The sequence below is a fragment of the Pararhodobacter sp. SW119 genome, assembly GCF_017811755.1.
GTDB lineage: Bacteria > Pseudomonadota > Alphaproteobacteria > Rhodobacterales > Rhodobacteraceae > Pararhodobacter.
Map to the genome: position 1 here is coordinate 52,397 of NZ_JADDJF010000010.1, position 16,563 is coordinate 68,959.

A 16,563-nucleotide genomic window follows, 5' to 3' on the forward strand; every position below is an offset into this window, starting at 1 on the left:
GCTACAGCCGTGTCAGCGCCACGCCGGTGACGATCAGCGCCGCCGCCAGGATCTTGCCCCGGTCCATCCGGTCGCCGAAGACCAGCCAGCCCAGCAGCACCGCGAACAGGATCGAGGTCTCGCGCAGCGCGCCGACCAGCGGGATCGGCGCCTGCGTCATCGCCCAGACCGCAATCGCATAGGCCAGGAACGACGCCGCCGCCGCCCCCATCCCCAGCGCCCAGGCACGCCCGTCGGCGCGCAGCACGGCCCGCCCCTTCAGCGCCAGCGCCGCGGGCGTGTAGAACACCGCCGACAGCACCATCAGCCAGGCGACGTAGGCGACCGGCTCGCCCCAGACCCGCGCGCCCAGCCCATCGGCCAGCGTATATCCCGCCGTGGCGCAGGCGGCGCCCAGCGCGAACGGCAGCAGCCGCCGCGATTCGCCGTTGTGAAAGACCCCGCGCGCCATCAGCGCAATGCCGAAGCCCAGCACGACGATCCCGGCGATCTCGGCCGTCGTCATCGGGTCGGACAGCGCGACGATCCCGACCAGCAGCACGATCATCGGCGCCGCGCCCCGCGCGATCGGATAGACCCGGCTCAGATCGCCCTGCTCATAGGCGTAGGCCAGGAACAGCTGATAGGCCATGTGGATCAGCCCCGAGGCCAGTAGCCACGGCCAGACCTCGGCCGGCGGCGCGGGAAAGAAGGGCACGATCGCCAGCCCGATCAGCGCATGGCCGACCGACAGCAGGAACATCGAGGTCTGCTTCGACAGACCCGTCTTGACCACCGCGTTCCAACCGGCGTGCAGCACCGCCGCCAGCATCACGGCAAGGAAGACGGAAAGGCTCATGCGCTCGGCTCGACAACGGCGGGGATCAGCGCCTCAGATCACAGTTTGATGACAGAGCCAAGGGCGCACCAAAGCGGCGTCGGACAAGGCCGAAGCGCGCCAGGCGCCCGCCCGCGCCGCAGGCGCGGAGAAGGCCAGAGACGCCCCATTCACATGCCCCTTTCGGCGGCCGATCCGGTGGTTAACAAATTCTTTCAATCACGGATTTTATCTCTTTCTGTCAGCCACTTGATACACGGTCCGCTAGCGGACCGCCCGTTTCTTGACGAAAAGAACCCCGGAATCAGGTCCAGAAAGCCGCCGGAATCGCCTCAACCCAGCGCATCGTTGCACCGCTTGCAGGTGCCGGGATGGGCATGGGTGCCCACGTCCGGCAGGATCTTCCAGCAGCGCAGGCATTTCGTGCCCTCGGCCTTCTCGAACTCGACACCGACGCCCGACACCTCGGGTAGCCGGAAGGCCTCGGCCGGGATCGGGTCCGGGGTCAGCGTGATGTCCGAGGTGATGCAGATATCGGCAAAATCGACCGTCTTCAGCACCGCCAGCACCTCGGCGTCGCGGACATGCACGACCGGCGCCGCCTCCAGGCTGGCGCCGATCACCTTGTCCCGGCGCTGCACCTCCAGCGCCGCCGTCACCGCGCGCCGCGCGGCGCGGATGCCGGCCCATTTCTTCGCCAGCGCCGGGTCGCGCCAGTCGGCGGGCGTTTCGGGGAAGTCCTGCAGGTGGACCGAACCGTCGTCGCCCGGATAGCGCGACAGCCACACGTCCTCCATGGTGAAGACCAGAAGCGGCGCCAGCCACGTGGTCAGACGGTGGAACAGCAGGTCCAGCACCGTCCGCGCCGCCCGCCGGCGCCGGCTGTCCGGCGCGTCGCAGTAAAGCGCGTCCTTGCGGATGTCGAACCAGAAGGCCGACAGGTCCGAGGTGGCGAAGGTAAAGAGCTTCTGGAACACGCCTTGGAAGTCGTAGGCCGCATACCCTTCGCGGACCTGCACGTCCAGTTCCGCCAGCCGGTGCAGCACCCAGCGTTCCAGTTCCGGCATCTCGGCCGGGTCCAGCCGCTCGCCCTCGTCCCAGTCCTTCAGGTTGGCGACCAGGAAGCGCAGCGTGTTGCGCAGCCGGCGATAGCTGTCGGCGGTGCCCTTCAGGATCTCCTTGCCGATGCGCAGATCGGCCGTGTAGTCCGCCTGCGCCACCCACAGCCGCAGGATATCGGCGCCGTACTGGTCGATCACCTCCTGCGGGGCGACGGTGTTGCCCAGCGACTTGGACATCTTCATGCCCTTCTCGTCCAGCGTGAAGCCGTGGGTCAGCACCCCCCGATAGGGCGCCCGCCCCTTGGTCCCGCAGGCCTGCAACATCGAGGAATGGAACCAGCCACGATGCTGGTCCGTGCCCTCAAGGTAAAGGTCGGCGATGCCGTCCTCGGTCCCGTCTTCGCGGTCGCGCAGCACGAAGGCGTGGGTCGAGCCCGAGTCGAACCACACGTCGAGGATGTCGAAGACTTGGGCATAGGCCGCGGGGTCGTGCAGGCCGTCGAGCATGCGCTCCTTGAAGCCCGGCTCGTACCAGACATCCGCGCCGTCGGCCTCGAACGCCGCGACGATACGGGCGTTCACTTCCGGGTCGCGCAGCAGGAAGTCGGGATCGGTGGGCTTGGCGCCCGTCTTCACGAAACAGGTCAGCGGCACGCCCCAGGCGCGCTGGCGCGACAGCACCCAGTCCGGCCGGTTCTCGATCATCGAATAGAGCCGGTTGCGCCCCGAGGGCGGGGTCCATTGCACCAGCTTGTCGATCGAGGTTAGCGCCCGCTCGCGGATCGTCGCGCCATGTGCGCCCATCCCGTCATCCAGCGGTCGGTCGATGGCGACGAACCATTGCGGCGTGTTGCGATAGATGACCGGCGCCTTGGAGCGCCAGGAATGCGGGTAGGAATGGCGGAACTTGCCCTTGGCCAGCAGCGCGCCGGCATAAGCCAGCTGCTTGATGACCGACACGTTCGCCGGGCCTTCCTTGCCCTCGGACGTGATGATGTGCTGCCCCCCGAACAGCGGCAGGTCGGCGCGAAAACTGCCATCTTCGGTCACGTTGTAGGTCATCGGCAGGCCGTGCTTCTGGCCCAACACATAGTCGTCGTCGCCATGGCTTGGCGCGGTATGCACGAAGCCGGTGCCGGCCTCGTCGGTGACGTGGTCGCCGGGCAGCATGGGCACGTCGTAATCCCACTCACCCTGCGCGCCCTCGACGCCGCGGAACGGATGGGCGAGGGTCAGGGCCGAAAGTTCCTCGGCCGACACCGCGCGCAGCTTCTCGTAGGCCGCGCCCTTGGCAGCGGCAAAGACGCTCTCGGCCAGATTGTCGGCCAACACCAGCGTCTCCCCCACCTGCGCCGTGCTGCCCTCGGGCGCCTCGGTCACACGGTAGAGGCCGTAGTCGATCTCGGGGTTGAAGGCGACGGCGCGGTTCTGCGGGATCGTCCAGGGGGTGGTGGTCCAGATGAGGACGTGCGCCTCCATCAATTGGTCCGCGCGACTCTTCATTTCCGAGAGATCGGTTCCGCCGACACCGAGGACTGATACCGAAAACCGCACCCAGACCTGGTGGCTGGTGTGCTCGTGATACTCCACCTCGGCCTCGGCCAGCGCGGTCTTTTCCACGGGCGACCACATAACCGGCTTCGAGCCCTGATAGAGCGTCCCGTTCATCAGAAACGTCATGAACTCGGACGCGATCACCGCCTCGGCGTGGTAGTCCATCGTCAGGTAGGGCTTTTCCCAGTTGCCGATCACGCCCAGGCGCTTGAACTCCTCGCGCTGCACCTCGATCCAGTGTTCGGCAAAGCGGCGGCATTCCTGGCGGAAATCGACGACATCGACCTCGTCCTTGTTCAGCCCCTTGGCGCGATACTGCTCCTCGATCTTCCATTCGATGGGCAGGCCGTGGCAGTCCCAGCCGGGCACGTAGCGCGCGTCATGCCCCATCATCTGGCGCGAGCGCGTGACGAAATCCTTCAGCACCTTGTTCAGCGCATGCCCGATATGAAGTTTGCCATTGGCATAGGGCGGGCCGTCGTGCAGCGTGAAGGGCGTGCGCCCCGGCTTTTCGCGAAGGCGATCATAGACCCGCATCTGCGCCCAGCGGGCCAGCCAGTCGGGCTCGCGCTGCGGCAGTCCGGCCCGCATCGGAAATTGCGTGTCGGGCAGAAAAAGCGTGTCGCGGTAGTCGATCGTGTCGGAACGGGTGTCGGCAGGCGTCTCGGCGGGCATCGGAAAACCTTCGCAGAAATTCGGGGGCGGCGGCGGCGGTGCGGGCATACGGCACCTGGTCCCGGCGACTCGGTCAGAGCGCCGGGCAGCTAATTCGGGGGATCGCCACGCAGAGTGTCCACATGCCCCGCCTTATAGGGTCCCGCCGCGCGCGGGTCCAGAGGGGCGCAGGACACCGAATCCGCTTGCATTCGTTGCGGATGCGGCGACTATTACCACATGGAAACAAGCTCTGATTCACCCCGGTCGATCCTGTGGGACATCCCCTCGGGCAAGGAGTATTACGAGCGTTCGCTCACCGTGGCGCTGCTGCGCGCGCGCGAGGTCACGATGCGGCGCTTCAAGCGCTTTGCCGACGCCCATGACCTGACCCTGCCGCAATGGCGGGTCCTGCGCGCGCTGGCCGATGGCGACCCCCTCGATGCCGGCACGCTGTGCCAGCGCTGCGTGATCCTGCCGCCGTCGCTGACGCGCATCCTGCGGGCATTGAGCGAGCGCGGGCTGATCGCCCAAGTGGCCAGCACGGATGCGCGCCGCCACACGGTGACGATCACGCCCAAGGGCAAGGCGCTCTTTGAGACGCTGGTCGTGCAGTCCGACGGCATGCGCCGCGAGATCGAGGACGCCTTCGGCCCCGAGCGGATGCAGCATCTGCTCGACCTTCTCAACGATCTGCGGATCATCACCGAAGCGCTGCCGCAACCCGAACCGGGGCTCAACGGCCACTCCTGACGGGGTCAGGCCCGCCCGGCGGTGGCCGAAAGCGTGCGCGAGTCGACCCCGATCGAACGCAGGGCGGCGTGCCATTGCGCTTCGCCGGGGGCATCGGTGAAGATCAGCGCCTCTTGCGCGTCGCAGGTCAGCCAGGCGTTTTCCGCGATCTCGCCTTCCAGCTGACCCTCGCCCCAACCGGCATACCCCAGCGCCAGCATCCAGGCCGAAGGCCCCTTACCCTGCCCGATCGCCGTCAACACCTCGGTCGAGGCGGAGAGTGCAAGCCCCGCGGGCAACGGCTGCGAGGCCCCGGGCTCAGTCAGGTCGTTGCGGTGAAGCACGAAACCGCGCGCCGGCTCGACCGGGCCGCCCAGCAGAACCGGGCGATCCTCGTCCAGCCCGGCATCGTCGATCGACAACTGATCCAGCACTTCGCGCACCCGCAGATTCGGCACCGGGCGGTTGACGACCAGCCCGAAGGCCCCCTCGGCCGAATGCGCGCACAGATAGATAACGCTGCGCTCAAACCGCGGATCCGCCATCGCGGGCGTCGAGATCAACATCTTGCCGGTGAGATCGAATGCCATGGATCGAGTGTGCAGCGGCAGCAGCCGAAAGCCAAGGGGGGACGCGGCCGGAACGCGACACCCGGCGCGCTTCCCCGAGATGTGACTTCCCCCCGCGCGCAAGCCTGCTAAGCAGACGGTCATGCACAGGATATCCCGCCCTTCCCCCCTTGCCCTGATCGCGCTCCTGGCGTTTTGCATCGTGCAGTTCGGCGCGCCGCGCGCGGCGGCGCAGGTCCTGGGCGGGCTGCCGCCCCAGATTCTGCACGCAGAACTTCGGCCGGGTTGGCAGACCGCGGAGGGCGTGCATGTCGCCGCCTTGCATCTGCAACTGGCCGAAGGCTGGAAGACCTATTGGCGGATTCCGGGCGAAGCCGGCATCGCGCCGCAGTTCGACTGGTCCCGCTCGCAGAATGCGGCGTCGGTGCGCGCGCGCTGGCCGCGGCCGGTGGTGTTCGATCAGAACGGCTATCGCAGCATCGGCTACGCCAACGAACTGGTCCTGCCGCTTGAGGTCACGCCGCGGCGCGCGGGCCGGCCGGTCGCACTGCGCGGTGAATTCACGATCGGCATTTGCAGCGATATCTGCATTCCGGTGGACCTGTCGCTGGCGCAGGTCCTGCGCGGCGGCACCGCCCCCGACCCGCTGATCGCCGCCGCCCTGACGCGCGGGACCGAACCCGCGGCAGGCGCCGGACTTGGGCGTGTCGTCTGCAGCGTGCGTCCGGGCGACGGCATGGTCGAGCTGGAGCTTCGCGCGCAATTCCCCCGGCAAGGGGGGGACGAGACGCTGGTGATCGAGTTGCCGGGCACCGATTACTGGATGACCCAGGCCACAAGCCGGCGCGAAGGCGGTGAACTGGTGGCGCGCGCGAACGTCCGCGGATCGAACGGGGGGGCAGTCGGAATAGAAAGAAGCGTCGTGGCCTTCACCATCCTGACGGAAACCCGGATGCTGGCGCATCAGGGCTGCAACGCCGCCGATTGAAGCCAGCGCCCCGAGTCTGCGGCCCGGCGCTTCAGCAGTATTCGCCACCGAACGCTGAGGTGCCACACGCGTAGGCCGCAAAGGTCGAAGCGGGCCGCCATGTTTCGGAAAAGACCATGCCCGGCGGAGGGGTTTCGATAAGGTTAAGAAAAATTCCCTTATCGCTTAGAATCAACACCTTGGAAGTTTGTCCAAGCTTGGACACTGCCCTGAGGCACCCTCCCGTCGTTCCCTCGACCGGAAAATTCCTGCCAAGCCTGTACCGGTGGTGCCCCGCTCATCCTGCCCGACGCTGCAGTCGAAAGAACATCGCGGCACTGCCCACCCCCAAAAGCAGGAGCCCGACCGTCGCAGCCCCGGCGAACGCGACAAGTTCGGCCAGGGGACCCGTCCAGCCGGGCAACAGCACCACAGTCAGCACCCCCGGCGCGCCGGTCACCAGATGCCAGCCCAGCGTCCCCGCGAAGGTCGCGGCGACCAGCGCCAGCGCCGCGCGCGGCACCCAGCGAAGCCCCGGCCCCACCGATGTCCCAGCCATGCCAAGCGCCCGGCGGAACGACCGGCCGGCGCGCGACAGATCGTGCCCGACCGCGAGCAGCGCCGGCACGATCAGAAGCACCAGCAACATGCCGAAGCCCAGACCGTAGACCAGCGTGACCACCGTCGGCTTCAGGAACTGCGCCTGGCTCGCCCGTTCGAACAACAGCGGCGCCAGACCCAGGATCGTGGTCAGCGTCGTCAGCAGCACCGGCCGCAACCGGTCGCAGGCCGCGTCGACAATCGACGGGATCAGGCCGCGCTCCCGCGCATACTGGTCCACCGTGGTCACCAGAACGATCGAGTCGTTGATGATGATCCCGGCCATGCCCAGCATCCCCACGACCGAAAACATCGACATCGCCATGCCCCAGCTCAGGTGCCCGTAAAGGACACCGATCAGCCCGAACGGTATGACCGCCATGACCACGAGCGGCCTCATCCAGCTAGAGAACACCCAAGCCAGCGTCAAGTAGATCACCAGCAGGCAGGCAATCAGCCCGACAAGCGCGTCGCTCAGAAAGTCCCGCTCCTGCTCGGCCAAGCCCGAAAGCCGCGTGGCGATACCGAAATCCTCTTCCAGCCGCGGCAGGATAGTGCGGCGCAGATCCTCGGTGATGGCGCGGGCGCGTGCCGCGTCGTCCTCGGATATGGCGCCCGAGACGGTGACCACCGGAACGCCGTTCTCGCGCTGGATCGACGAGAACCCCCGCCGGGTCTCCATGCGGACGATATCGCCCAGCGGAACATACTGACCGCTCGCGCTGCGCAGCAGCGCGGCTTCCAGAAAATCGGCGCCCCGCTCGGGTTCGGGCAATTCGACACGGATCGCCCCCGACCGCATCCCTGCCGGGAAGGTCGCGGCCTCGATCCCGCTCAACCGGTGGCGCAATTCACGGGCCAACCCGTCGGTGGTGAACCCCAACGCACGGCCTTGCGGCGTCAGTTCCAGCACCGTCTCTTCCTTGTCATAGGGCAGGCTGTCCTCCAGCCCCGAGATCTCGGGGAAGGGGGCAAGGCGGGTCTTCAGCGTCTCGGCGGCGGATTTCAGCGTCACGGCATCCGCACCAAAGAGCTGCACCGAAAGCGAGTCGCCCCCCGGCCCCATGCCGAAGCTGCGGAAGCTGATCTCGTCCAGAAGCGGGTGACGCTTCACCTCGTCCTGCAGGGCGGTCGTGAATTCGAAGGCGGACCAGTGGCGCGAATCGGCGTCGATCAGCTCGATCGTCACCGACCCGACAAGCTCGCTCCGGCGATTGGCCGCGCCCGCAAGCTGCCGGCCGGCGTTGCCGCCCAACTCAGCGATGACATGGGTCACCGGCCAAGTGCCGTGCTCGGCCTGAAGGTGGGTCGAGACGGCATCGGCGGCGCGCTGAATCTCCCGCAACTGGGTCAGGGTGTCGGCGCGCGTTGCGTCCTGCGCCATGACGAAGTTGCCGCTGAGCGTGCCCTGTTCGGGCGGAACGAAGAAGCGCCAGACCACGTCGCCGCGGATGACATTCGCCGCTTGGACCGCGAGTAAAAGCACCAGCCCGGCAAGAACGGCATACCGGCCCGCAACAACCATGCGCATGAGCGGCCGGAACGCACGCTCGCGCACCCACCCGAACCCCCGGTTCACCTGCCGCGAGGGCCAGTCGTACCAATGCTCCCGCGCGGCGCCGATCAGGGCGTGGTGCATATGGTGCGGCAGGATCAGGAAGCACTCGATCAGCGACGCCGCCAGCACCGCGATCACCGTCAACGGGATGTCTGCGATCATGTTCCCGAAACGGCCGCCAATGACCATGAGGCCGGCAAACGCGGTGATCGTGGTGATCGTCGCCGCGAAGACCGGCAGGGCCATGCGCGTTGCGGCATTCTCGGCCGCCGCGGCGGGCGGCTCGCCCAGGTCGCGGTGGCGATAGTCTGCGTGTTCGCCGACCACGATGGCATCGTCGACTACGATTCCGAGGGTGATGATCAACGCGAAAAGCGAGATCATGTTGAAGCTCATGCCAAGGGCATACATCGCGGCGATGGCAGCCAGCATGGCGACCGGAATGCCCGCGGCGACCCAGAAGGCGGTGCGCGCATTCAGGAAAAGGAAAAGCAGCAGCACCACCAGCCCCAGGCCGATCGCGCCGTTGACGAGCAGAAGTTGCAACCGTCCCTTGATCAGATCGGCGCGTGCCTGAACGAGTTCGATCCGTACCCCTTCGGGAAGGGTTGTGACAAGATCGGCGGCAAGGCGCTGAACCTCGGCCTGGATGCCGATCGCATCGCCCGACTGCGAACGATCCACGCGCAGCGAGATGGCCGGGTCGTCGCCCACCCAATAGGCGCGGTCACGGTCGATGCTGCCCGCTTGCACACTCGCAACGTCCCCTACACGCAGCGTGGTGCCATCCGGCCGGGTGTGCAACACGATCGCCCCGACCGCCTCGGCGCTCCGCCGCTCGACCCCGGTGCGCACGCGGGCGGAGCCGTCGGCGAGATCCCCGGCGGGGTCGGCTGCAACCGATGCCGCGATGGCCTGAGCGATCTGCTGAAGTGAAAGGTCGTGTTCCACCAGCTTCAGGAGCGGCACTTCAACAGCGATTTCGGGCGCGGCAACGCCCTGAATCGTCGTGCGCGTGATTCCGGCGTCGAAAAGCCGCGCAGCAACTTCATCCGCGAAGCGCGCGAGTTGATCGACACCGACAGGACCAGTGATCACGACATTGGTCACCCGGTCGGCCCAGGTCGAGCGCAGGATCCGGGGGTCCTCGGCATCCTCGGGCAGGGTGCGGATCAGGTCCAGCGCGTCCTGCACGTCCGACACCGCGCGGGTCATGTCCCAGCCAGAGTCGAATTCCAGCGTGATGCGCGCGCTGCCCTCCGAAGCCCGGGCAGAGCTCCCCAACACACCCTCGAGCGCCAGAAGTGCCGGCTCCATGACCTGGACGATCCCGGCATCTACATCCTCTGCCCCCGCCCCGGGCCAGGCGACCGAAACCGAGATGCTGTCGACGACGATGTCAGGAAAGAACTGCGCGTGCATCCGCGGCAAAGCCAGAAGGCCGGCTGCCAGCATCAGCACCAACAGAAGGTTGGCGGCCGTCCGATGACGTGTGAAGTATCTAAAGATCCCGACCGCCGAGACCTTCAGAAGCGCCTGCCGCCCCATCGCTCAGCCCCCCTGATGGCCCTGTTCAAGCCGCTCGATCAGCTGCGCCGGGACGGATTCGGCTTCAAGCTGGTTCAGAATACGGCTGCGCACCGGATCGGGCAGGGTTGCGTTCTCGGTCACGCGCGCCACGAGCGCGGCACGGCGCGCGGTATTCAGCGCGACCATCGGCGCGGGGGCACGGGCCTCGCCGGTTTCATCCCGTTCTGGTCGGATGCGAATGCCCGCACCAAGAAGCGGTGTGCGGGCGGTAACGACCTCTTGTCCGTTCAACCCGTGGGCACGGATCAGGACCATGTCGTCCTGCCGGCGCAGCAGATCGACCTGCCCCGTTTCCAGCCGGTCGCCGGCCCCCAGAACCAGGACGCCGCCATTTGCGTCCACCGCGGTGGCAGGCACAAGCGCCACGCCCTGCAGCGGCGGTTCGGCCACGCGCACCGTGACAAAGTCGCCGGGACGGAATCCGCGCGGCGCCTGAAGCTCGGCATAGAGCAGTCGCCCGGTTTGGCCTTCGCCCACCGCGGGGCTTGCGCGGACCAGTCGGATCGGTGATGTGATCGTTTGTCCGCCCAGATCGATCGTCGCTTGGCCCGCGGAATCGATCAGGTTCCCATCGTCATCAAGCAGCCGCAGATACTGTGCGGTCGAAAGCCTGAAGGCCACTTCCAGCGCGTCAGGGTCGATCAGTTGAGCGAGCCGTTCATTGGATCCGACCAGACCGCCAGCGACCACCGTGACATCCGAAAGCACGCCGGTGAAGCCGGCAGTGATCGCGGTCTCGGCGAGCCTGCGCTCTGCCTCGGCGAGGTTGATGCGCTGGCGTTCCAGCGTGGTTTCGGCGGCTTCCAGACGTGCTTCGGCCTGGGCCTCGGCCTGGAATCGGGCGATTACTGCCGCACGGGAGGCCGCGAAGGCCAGTTCGGCCTCCTCGATCGCCGCTTCCGTGCCGACGCCGCGTTCCGACAATGTGCGCCGACGCTCGAACGCGCGACGCCGCAGATCAGCCTGCGCCTGAGCTTCGGCAACGTCGGCGCGGGCCAGATCCAGGCTGCGGGCGGCATCGCGCAAGTCGGCCTCGGCGCGGCGCAGATCCGCGCCGGCCAGATCGCGCACGGATTCGGCATCTGCCGGATCGAGGCGGATCAGGACCTGTCCGGCGGTCACCGCGGCACCATCCTCGACCCCCTGAGCGATCTCGATTACGCGGCCAGCGAAGGGCGCACGCATCTCCAGCGTGCGCCGCGCGCGCACTTCGCCATAGGCCACAAGGTCTGGCGCAATCTCGCCGGGCTGGATCGTGACGACGCGGGCGGTAAAGATGCGTTCGCGGGCCGTGCGTTCCGGTGCATCCTGCGCGGCGCGATCCGAGAATGCGCCCTGCACGATCAAGCCCGCCAATCCCAGAAGGCCAAGCGTCATCGCCGCAAGAAACACGGCGATCAGACTGCGGGAGAGGAAACGCATCGGCGCGGGCCTTTGGCTATGATCGAAACGAATACGTCGGGAACGCGACGGCGGTTCATGCTTGCACGCGCCGATAGGTCATTTCCGTCGCAGGTGTTCGTCAAGCCGCGGCATGATCTCGACGAAGTTGCAGGGAAGATGGCGGTAGTCGAACTGCGGGGCAAGAATCTCGTCCCAGGCATCGCGACAGGCGCCGGGGCTGCCAGGCAGCGCGAAGAGGTAGGTGCCGCCGGCGACGCCCGCGCAGGCGCGCGATTGTATGGCCGAGGTGCCGATCTTCGCGGCCGAGATCAGGGTGAAAAGCGTGGCGAAGGCATCAATCTCCTTCTCGTAGATGGCCCTATGCGCCTCGACCGTCACGTCGCGGCCAGTCAGGCCGGTTCCCCCCGTGGACAGGACCGCGTCGATTCCCGGATCGGCGATCCACTCGCGCAGTTGCGCGGCGATGGCGTCGTCCTCATCGCGGACCAGACCACGGGCGACAAGGTTGTGCCCCGCGTCCACGATCCGTTGGGCCAGCGTGTCGCCAGATCGGTCATCGGAAGCCTGCCGTGTGTCGGAAACGGTCAGGACCGCAAAGCGCACCGGCAGGAAGTCGCGGCTCTCATCGAAGCGGCGGGGCAGGTCATAGGTCATGAGAGTTTCCGGAGCCGCGCCTTGATCTCGAGAAGGTCCGACCAGACCTCGCGCTTGTTCTCGGGCGAGCGCAGAAGGTTGGCGGGGTGCAGGGTCGGCATGCAGGGGCGGCCGATGGCATCGGTCCAATGGCCGCGCAACCGCATGATTCCGCGCCGGCCCAGTATCGCCTGACACGCGGTGTTCCCCAGCAGCACGATCACGGCGGGATCCGCCAATTCCACATGACGGACAAGAAACGGGCGCAGCATGGCCAGTTCCTCGGCCGTCGGCTCGCGGTTTCCGGGCGGGCGCCAGGGGACCGCGTTGGTGATATAGAGCGCCGAACTGGTGTCCGGACTGGTGCGCGACAGGCCGATTGCGGCGAACATCCGATCGAGAAGTTGCCCGGCGGCACCGACGAAAGGCAGGCCGCGCTGATCTTCCTCGCGCCCCGGGCCCTCGCCGATCAGCATGACGCGTGCGGCCGGATTTCCGTCAGAAAACACGGTGTTGCGCGCGCCTTTGCGCAGGTCGCAATGGGGATAGGCCGCGACCGCCTCGGCCAGCGCGGGAAGGTCTGGCGCGGCGGCCGCCATTGCCTCGGCGGCCGAGACGGGATCGACGCCATTGGCGAGCGTCGTTCGCGCTGGGGCGGCGCGGGTCGGCGTGGGCGTGGTGGACGATTCAGGGGGCGCGAGAGTCGGGTCTGCCCGCGCGGTGAAACGGTCTATCGGTGCATCGGCGATCGCCTCGGTCGCGCCAAGCTCGACCTGCCATTCCAGAAGCGCGCGTGCGAGGTGCCAGTCCATACCTGCGGTCATGGCGCAAGATTACGCGATCCCGGCGCGGGGGGGAATGGGCGTGATGTCGCGCTGACCGCTTTGTGCTTGCCGTACCGGACGCGGCTTCCTATACCGCGACGCGAGCGATGCGGAGCCGCCGATGAGTTTCAACCAGCGCCATCTCCTAGGTATCGAGCCCCTGCATCCATCTGAAATCACGGCGCTTCTCGACCTTTCCGAACGCTATGTCGAGCTTAACCGGTCCAGCGCCAAACACGCCGAAGCGCTGGCCGGACTGACCCAGATCAACATGTTCTTCGAGGCCTCGACCCGCACGCAGGCCAGTTTCGAACTGGCCGGCAAGCGGTTGGGCGCGGATGTGATGAACATGTCCGTGGCGCATTCCAGCGTGAAGAAGGGCGAGACGCTGATCGACACGGCGCTGACGCTCAACGCCATGCATCCCGACCTCCTGGTCGTGCGGCATCCTTCGTCGGGGGCCGTCAACCTGTTGGCGGAAAAGGTGAATTGCGCGGTACTGAATGCCGGCGACGGACGCCACGAGCACCCCACGCAGGCGCTGCTGGATGCGCTGACGATCCGGCGCAAAAAGGGTCGGCTGCATCGGCTGGTGGTGGCGATCTGTGGCGATATCGCGCATAGCCGTGTCGCGCGCAGCAATCTGATATTGCTGGGGAAAATGGAAAACCGCGTGCGCCTGATCGCCCCCCCGACGCTGATGCCCGCCGGCGTGGCCGAGTTCGGCTGCGAGGTCTTCGACGACATGCAGGCGGGGCTGGAGGGTGCCGACGTGGTGATGATGCTGCGCCTCCAGAAGGAGCGGATGGACGGCGCCTTCATCCCGTCGGAGCGCGAGTTCTTTCACCGCTACGGGCTTGATTCCGAAAAGCTTTCCCGCGCCAAGCCGGACGCGATCGTGATGCATCCGGGGCCGATGAACCGCGGGGTCGAGATCGACGGGCTGATCGCCGACGACATCAACCGCTCGGTCATCCAGGAGCAGGTCGAGATGGGCGTGGCGGTGCGTATGGCGGCGATGGATCTGCTGGCCCAGAACCTCCGGCGCGAGCGGCTGAAGGCGGCGCTGCGCGAGGCCTGATTGCGGGTCCGGCGGGCAGCGGCAAGGGTGCCGGAAAGTGTATGGCAAGCGGCTGGCAAGCGTATGGCAAACGTATGGCAGTTCCGAACGCTGCGGCAAGGATCTGGTAATGCCTGAACCTGCGGGTTTCGGGCTGTTACCGGGGCCGTGAAGGGGGCGCTGCCCCCCCTCTTGGCTGCGCCAATTCACCCCCCGGGATATTTTCGGACAGATGAAATCGGTGGGGGCGGGGACTGCCCGCCCTCGGCGGCGGGGCCTCTTTTCGCCGCGCGCGAAGCGCGCGGCGCCCGGCCCAACGCGAGGAAGGTTGTGCGCAACGCGCACAGCCGCACGAGGGGCGGGAGCACCTCCGGGACCCTTTCGCGCGACGTCAGAGTCGCCCGGGCGCCGCCGCCCCGTCTCGTCCGCCGGGAAACCTGCGGGTCGAACAGGAAGACCGGCGTGGCCCACCGCCTGCGATGGCGGCAGCCCTGACCCCCCTTTCCCCGGCCAGCGGTTTGGGCCATGTAGAGTTCATGCGCTGGACCGTGCCGAACATCCTGACCACCCTGCGCCTGCTGGCCGCCCCCGGCGTTGCGGTGATGTTTCTCTACTTCCATCGGCCCTGGGCCGACTGGCTGGCGCTGGTGCTGTTTCTGGGCGCCGCGATCACCGACTATTTCGACGGCTACCTGGCACGTCTGTGGAAGCAGGAAAGCCGTGTCGGCGCGATGCTGGACCCGATCGCCGACAAGGCGATGGTGATCATCGCGCTGCTGGTGCTGACCGGCTATTCGGGGATGAACCCTTGGCTGATCCTGCCAGCGACGGCGATCCTGTTCCGCGAGGTCTTCGTGTCGGGGCTGCGCGAATACCTGGGCAGCACGTCGAAGCTGCTGGCGGTGACGAAGCTGGCGAAATGGAAGACCACGGCGCAGATGGTGGCGATTGCGGTCCTGTTCGCCGCGACCGGGCTCGAATACATCCGCGAGCAGGCGCTGGCGCGCAACCGCGAACTGATCGCCGAGATGACGGCCGCCGGGCTGGACGAGGATATCAACCTGCTGACCGTCGCCTTCCACGGCGGCGAGCTTGTCTGGACGCTGGGGCTGGTGCTGATCTGGATCGCCGCGGTGCTGACGCTGGTCACCGGATGGGACTATCTGCGCAAGGCGGCCCCGCATCTGAAGGAGCCCGCGCCATGAAACTGACGATTCTCTACTTCGCCTGGTTGCGCGAACGGATCGGCCAGCCGCGCGAAACGCTGGAAACCGGCGCGACGACGGTCGCCGACCTGGTCGAGGAACTGCGCGCGCGCGAGGAACGCTACGCGCTGGCGTTTTCCGACCTCAGGGCGGTGCGCGTGGCGCTGGACCAGGAACTGGCCGATTTCGACGCCCCGCTGGACGGTGTGCGCGAAGTGGCCTTCTTCCCGCCGATGACCGGCGGGTGACAGGGAAAGGAGCCGCGCGATGCGCATCCGCGTCCAGCCCGAACCTTTCGACTACGGCGCCGAGGCCGGCGCCTTCGCCCACGGCGCGCAGGGCGCCGGGGCGGTGGTCAGCTTCGCCGGGATCGTGCGGGACCGCCCCGGCGGCGGCCTGATGCGCCTGGAGATCGAGCATTATCCCGGCATGACCGAGAAGGCGCTGGCGGCAATGGCCGACACCGCCCGCGACCGCTGGAACCTGACCGACGCAATGATACTGCACCGTCACGGCGCCATGGCCCCGGGCGAGGCGATCATGATGGTCGCCACCGCCGCGCCGCATCGCGCCGACGCCTTTGCCGCGGCCGAGTTCCTGATGGACTACCTGAAATCGTGCGCGCCCTTCTGGAAGAAGGAAATCACCGCCGAGGGCGCCGACTGGGTCGCCGCGACCGAAGCCGACGAGGATGCGCTGTCGCGCTGGTAGACGCGCCGACTGTCGCGCTGACGGCCACGCCGTTTCCCGAACCGCGATGACCGGCGCTTGGCCCCCCTGGCCGCACCCGCCTGAACCTGACGCCCGCCCTCTGCGGCGCGCCCTCTCGCCGCGCGCACCGCGCGCGGCGCCCTGCCCAACGCGAGGAAGGTTGTGCGCAAAGCGCACAGCCTGACGAGGGGCGGGAGCACCTGCCGGGTACCCCGGTCGCGCAGGGGGCGCAAGGACCTGCCGGCCTCGGGGCGTCGCGCCGGGGAAACGCGTGGGCCTTCCGGCCGTTCAGCGCGGGCGCGCCTCGGACTGGCGGCGCAGCATCTCGTTCTCGTGGCGGGCGGCGCGCAGGCCGTCCATCGCGGCGGAAAGTTCGGCGCGGGTCTGGGTCAGTTCGCGCGTCAGTTCCGCCTCGCGCGCATCGAGATAGGCGATGGCCTGGTCGCGCAGTTCCTCGGCTTCGTGCAGGGCCTGGGCCATGCCTTCGAGCTCGCCCAGATCGGCCTGGCTGACGCGGGTGAAGCGCTGCATCAGCCACTGCGCCGCCCAGCCCAGGGCGAAGGCCAGAAAGAGGATCGCGGCGGTCACCAGAATGAAGGCGAAACGGGTCATACGGCCTCGGTC

The 16,563-nt window shown here is 67.5% G+C and carries 14 protein-coding genes; 6 read left to right on the forward strand and 8 right to left on the reverse strand.

Features of this window, described 5'->3' with window-relative positions; translation table 11 throughout:
• Position 1: 1 nt before the first annotated feature.
• Both IM708_RS08520 and ileS read right to left on the reverse strand, forming a co-directional pair.
• Positions 2-838 carry an EamA family transporter gene (locus IM708_RS08520; RefSeq protein WP_209426014.1) on the reverse strand — a complete coding sequence of 279 codons (837 nt, stop codon included), beginning with the start codon at positions 836-838 and terminating at the stop codon, positions 2-4.
• Between the two features lie 311 nt (positions 839-1,149).
• Positions 1,150-4,107, reverse strand: coding sequence for an isoleucine--tRNA ligase (gene ileS, locus IM708_RS08525; RefSeq protein ID WP_209426016.1), 2,958 nt, complete (start codon positions 4,105-4,107; stop codon positions 1,150-1,152).
• A gap of 219 nt (positions 4,108-4,326) precedes the next feature.
• On the opposite strand from ileS, the gene hpaR reads away from it, so the two are divergent.
• The gene (hpaR, locus tag IM708_RS08530; RefSeq protein ID WP_209426018.1) at positions 4,327-4,839 is read left to right on the forward strand and encodes a homoprotocatechuate degradation operon regulator HpaR; all 513 of its coding nucleotides are present in this window, start codon (positions 4,327-4,329) and stop codon (positions 4,837-4,839) included.
• A 5-nt stretch (positions 4,840-4,844) separates the two neighbouring features.
• Here the strand turns inward: hpaR and IM708_RS08535 are convergent, their stop codons facing one another.
• The gene (locus IM708_RS08535) at positions 4,845-5,408 is read right to left on the reverse strand and encodes a YqgE/AlgH family protein (RefSeq protein WP_245243080.1); all 564 of its coding nucleotides are present in this window, start codon (positions 5,406-5,408) and stop codon (positions 4,845-4,847) included.
• A gap of 121 nt (positions 5,409-5,529) precedes the next feature.
• Here IM708_RS08535 and IM708_RS08540 point away from each other — a divergent pair, with 121 nt between their 5' ends.
• The gene (locus IM708_RS08540) at positions 5,530-6,375 is read left to right on the forward strand and encodes a protein-disulfide reductase DsbD domain-containing protein (protein ID WP_209426021.1); all 846 of its coding nucleotides are present in this window, start codon (positions 5,530-5,532) and stop codon (positions 6,373-6,375) included.
• Positions 6,376-6,652: 277 nt separating this feature from the next.
• On the opposite strand, the gene IM708_RS08545 is transcribed toward IM708_RS08540, so the two are convergent.
• The 4 genes from IM708_RS08545 to IM708_RS08560 form a co-directional block, all read right to left on the reverse strand.
• Positions 6,653-10,060, reverse strand: a complete 3,408-nt coding sequence (locus IM708_RS08545; protein ID WP_209426023.1) for an efflux RND transporter permease subunit — start codon at positions 10,058-10,060, stop codon at positions 6,653-6,655.
• 3 nt (positions 10,061-10,063) lie between these two features.
• Positions 10,064-11,524, reverse strand: a complete 1,461-nt coding sequence (locus IM708_RS08550) for an HlyD family efflux transporter periplasmic adaptor subunit (protein ID WP_209426025.1) — start codon at positions 11,522-11,524, stop codon at positions 10,064-10,066.
• Between the two features lie 78 nt (positions 11,525-11,602).
• On the reverse strand, positions 11,603-12,160 hold the full coding sequence (gene moaB / locus IM708_RS08555; RefSeq protein ID WP_209426028.1) for a molybdenum cofactor biosynthesis protein B: 558 nt from the start codon (positions 12,158-12,160) through the stop codon (positions 11,603-11,605).
• The gene (locus tag IM708_RS08560) at positions 12,157-12,963 is read right to left on the reverse strand and encodes a uracil-DNA glycosylase (RefSeq protein ID WP_209426030.1); all 807 of its coding nucleotides are present in this window, start codon (positions 12,961-12,963) and stop codon (positions 12,157-12,159) included. Before IM708_RS08560 ends, moaB begins: the two co-directional genes overlap by 4 nt.
• A gap of 121 nt (positions 12,964-13,084) precedes the next feature.
• Here IM708_RS08560 and IM708_RS08565 point away from each other — a divergent pair, with 121 nt between their 5' ends.
• From IM708_RS08565 to IM708_RS08580, 4 genes are all read left to right on the forward strand, one after another.
• Positions 13,085-14,044, forward strand: a complete 960-nt coding sequence (locus IM708_RS08565) for an aspartate carbamoyltransferase catalytic subunit (RefSeq protein ID WP_209426032.1) — start codon at positions 13,085-13,087, stop codon at positions 14,042-14,044.
• 515 nt (positions 14,045-14,559) lie between these two features.
• Positions 14,560-15,228 (forward strand): CDP-diacylglycerol--glycerol-3-phosphate 3-phosphatidyltransferase, encoded by a 669-nt coding sequence (gene pgsA, locus IM708_RS08570; RefSeq protein WP_209426034.1) that lies wholly within the window; start codon positions 14,560-14,562, stop codon positions 15,226-15,228.
• Entirely contained in the window at positions 15,225-15,476 is a 252-nt protein-coding gene (gene moaD, locus IM708_RS08575) for a molybdopterin converting factor subunit 1 (RefSeq protein ID WP_209426036.1), read from the forward strand. The genes pgsA and moaD overlap by 4 nt, the downstream gene beginning before the upstream one ends.
• A gap of 19 nt (positions 15,477-15,495) precedes the next feature.
• The gene (locus IM708_RS08580; protein WP_209426038.1) at positions 15,496-15,939 is read left to right on the forward strand and encodes a molybdenum cofactor biosynthesis protein MoaE; all 444 of its coding nucleotides are present in this window, start codon (positions 15,496-15,498) and stop codon (positions 15,937-15,939) included.
• A gap of 288 nt (positions 15,940-16,227) precedes the next feature.
• Here IM708_RS08580 and IM708_RS08585 read toward each other — a convergent pair whose 3' ends face one another.
• The gene (locus IM708_RS08585) at positions 16,228-16,551 is read right to left on the reverse strand and encodes a hypothetical protein (RefSeq protein ID WP_209426040.1); all 324 of its coding nucleotides are present in this window, start codon (positions 16,549-16,551) and stop codon (positions 16,228-16,230) included.
• Positions 16,552-16,563: the final 12 nt, after the last annotated feature.

What these genes read in the sequence shown, in the direction of transcription:
- IM708_RS08540 (WP_209426021.1), top strand. Translation starts at nt 5,530, where the DNA reads ATGCACAGGATATCCCGCCCTTCCCCCCTTGCCCTGATCGCGCTCCTG.
- IM708_RS08580 (WP_209426038.1), top strand. Translation starts at nt 15,496, where the DNA reads ATGCGCATCCGCGTCCAGCCCGAACCTTTCGACTACGGCGCCGAGGCC.
- IM708_RS08520 (WP_209426014.1), bottom strand. Translation starts at nt 838, where the DNA reads ATGAGCCTTTCCGTCTTCCTTGCCGTGATGCTGGCGGCGGTGCTGCAC.
- IM708_RS08585 (WP_209426040.1), bottom strand. Translation starts at nt 16,551, where the DNA reads ATGACCCGTTTCGCCTTCATTCTGGTGACCGCCGCGATCCTCTTTCTG.
- pgsA (WP_209426034.1), top strand. Translation starts at nt 14,560, where the DNA reads ATGCGCTGGACCGTGCCGAACATCCTGACCACCCTGCGCCTGCTGGCC.
- moaD (WP_209426036.1), top strand. Translation starts at nt 15,225, where the DNA reads ATGAAACTGACGATTCTCTACTTCGCCTGGTTGCGCGAACGGATCGGC.
- moaB (WP_209426028.1), bottom strand. Translation starts at nt 12,160, where the DNA reads ATGACCTATGACCTGCCCCGCCGCTTCGATGAGAGCCGCGACTTCCTG.
- IM708_RS08545 (WP_209426023.1), bottom strand. Translation starts at nt 10,060, where the DNA reads ATGGGGCGGCAGGCGCTTCTGAAGGTCTCGGCGGTCGGGATCTTTAGA.
- IM708_RS08550 (WP_209426025.1), bottom strand. Translation starts at nt 11,524, where the DNA reads ATGCGTTTCCTCTCCCGCAGTCTGATCGCCGTGTTTCTTGCGGCGATG.
- IM708_RS08560 (WP_209426030.1), bottom strand. Translation starts at nt 12,963, where the DNA reads ATGACCGCAGGTATGGACTGGCACCTCGCACGCGCGCTTCTGGAATGG.
- IM708_RS08565 (WP_209426032.1), top strand. Translation starts at nt 13,085, where the DNA reads ATGAGTTTCAACCAGCGCCATCTCCTAGGTATCGAGCCCCTGCATCCA.
- hpaR (WP_209426018.1), top strand. Translation starts at nt 4,327, where the DNA reads ATGGAAACAAGCTCTGATTCACCCCGGTCGATCCTGTGGGACATCCCC.
- ileS (WP_209426016.1), bottom strand. Translation starts at nt 4,107, where the DNA reads ATGCCCGCCGAGACGCCTGCCGACACCCGTTCCGACACGATCGACTAC.
- IM708_RS08535 (WP_245243080.1), bottom strand. Translation starts at nt 5,408, where the DNA reads ATGGCATTCGATCTCACCGGCAAGATGTTGATCTCGACGCCCGCGATG.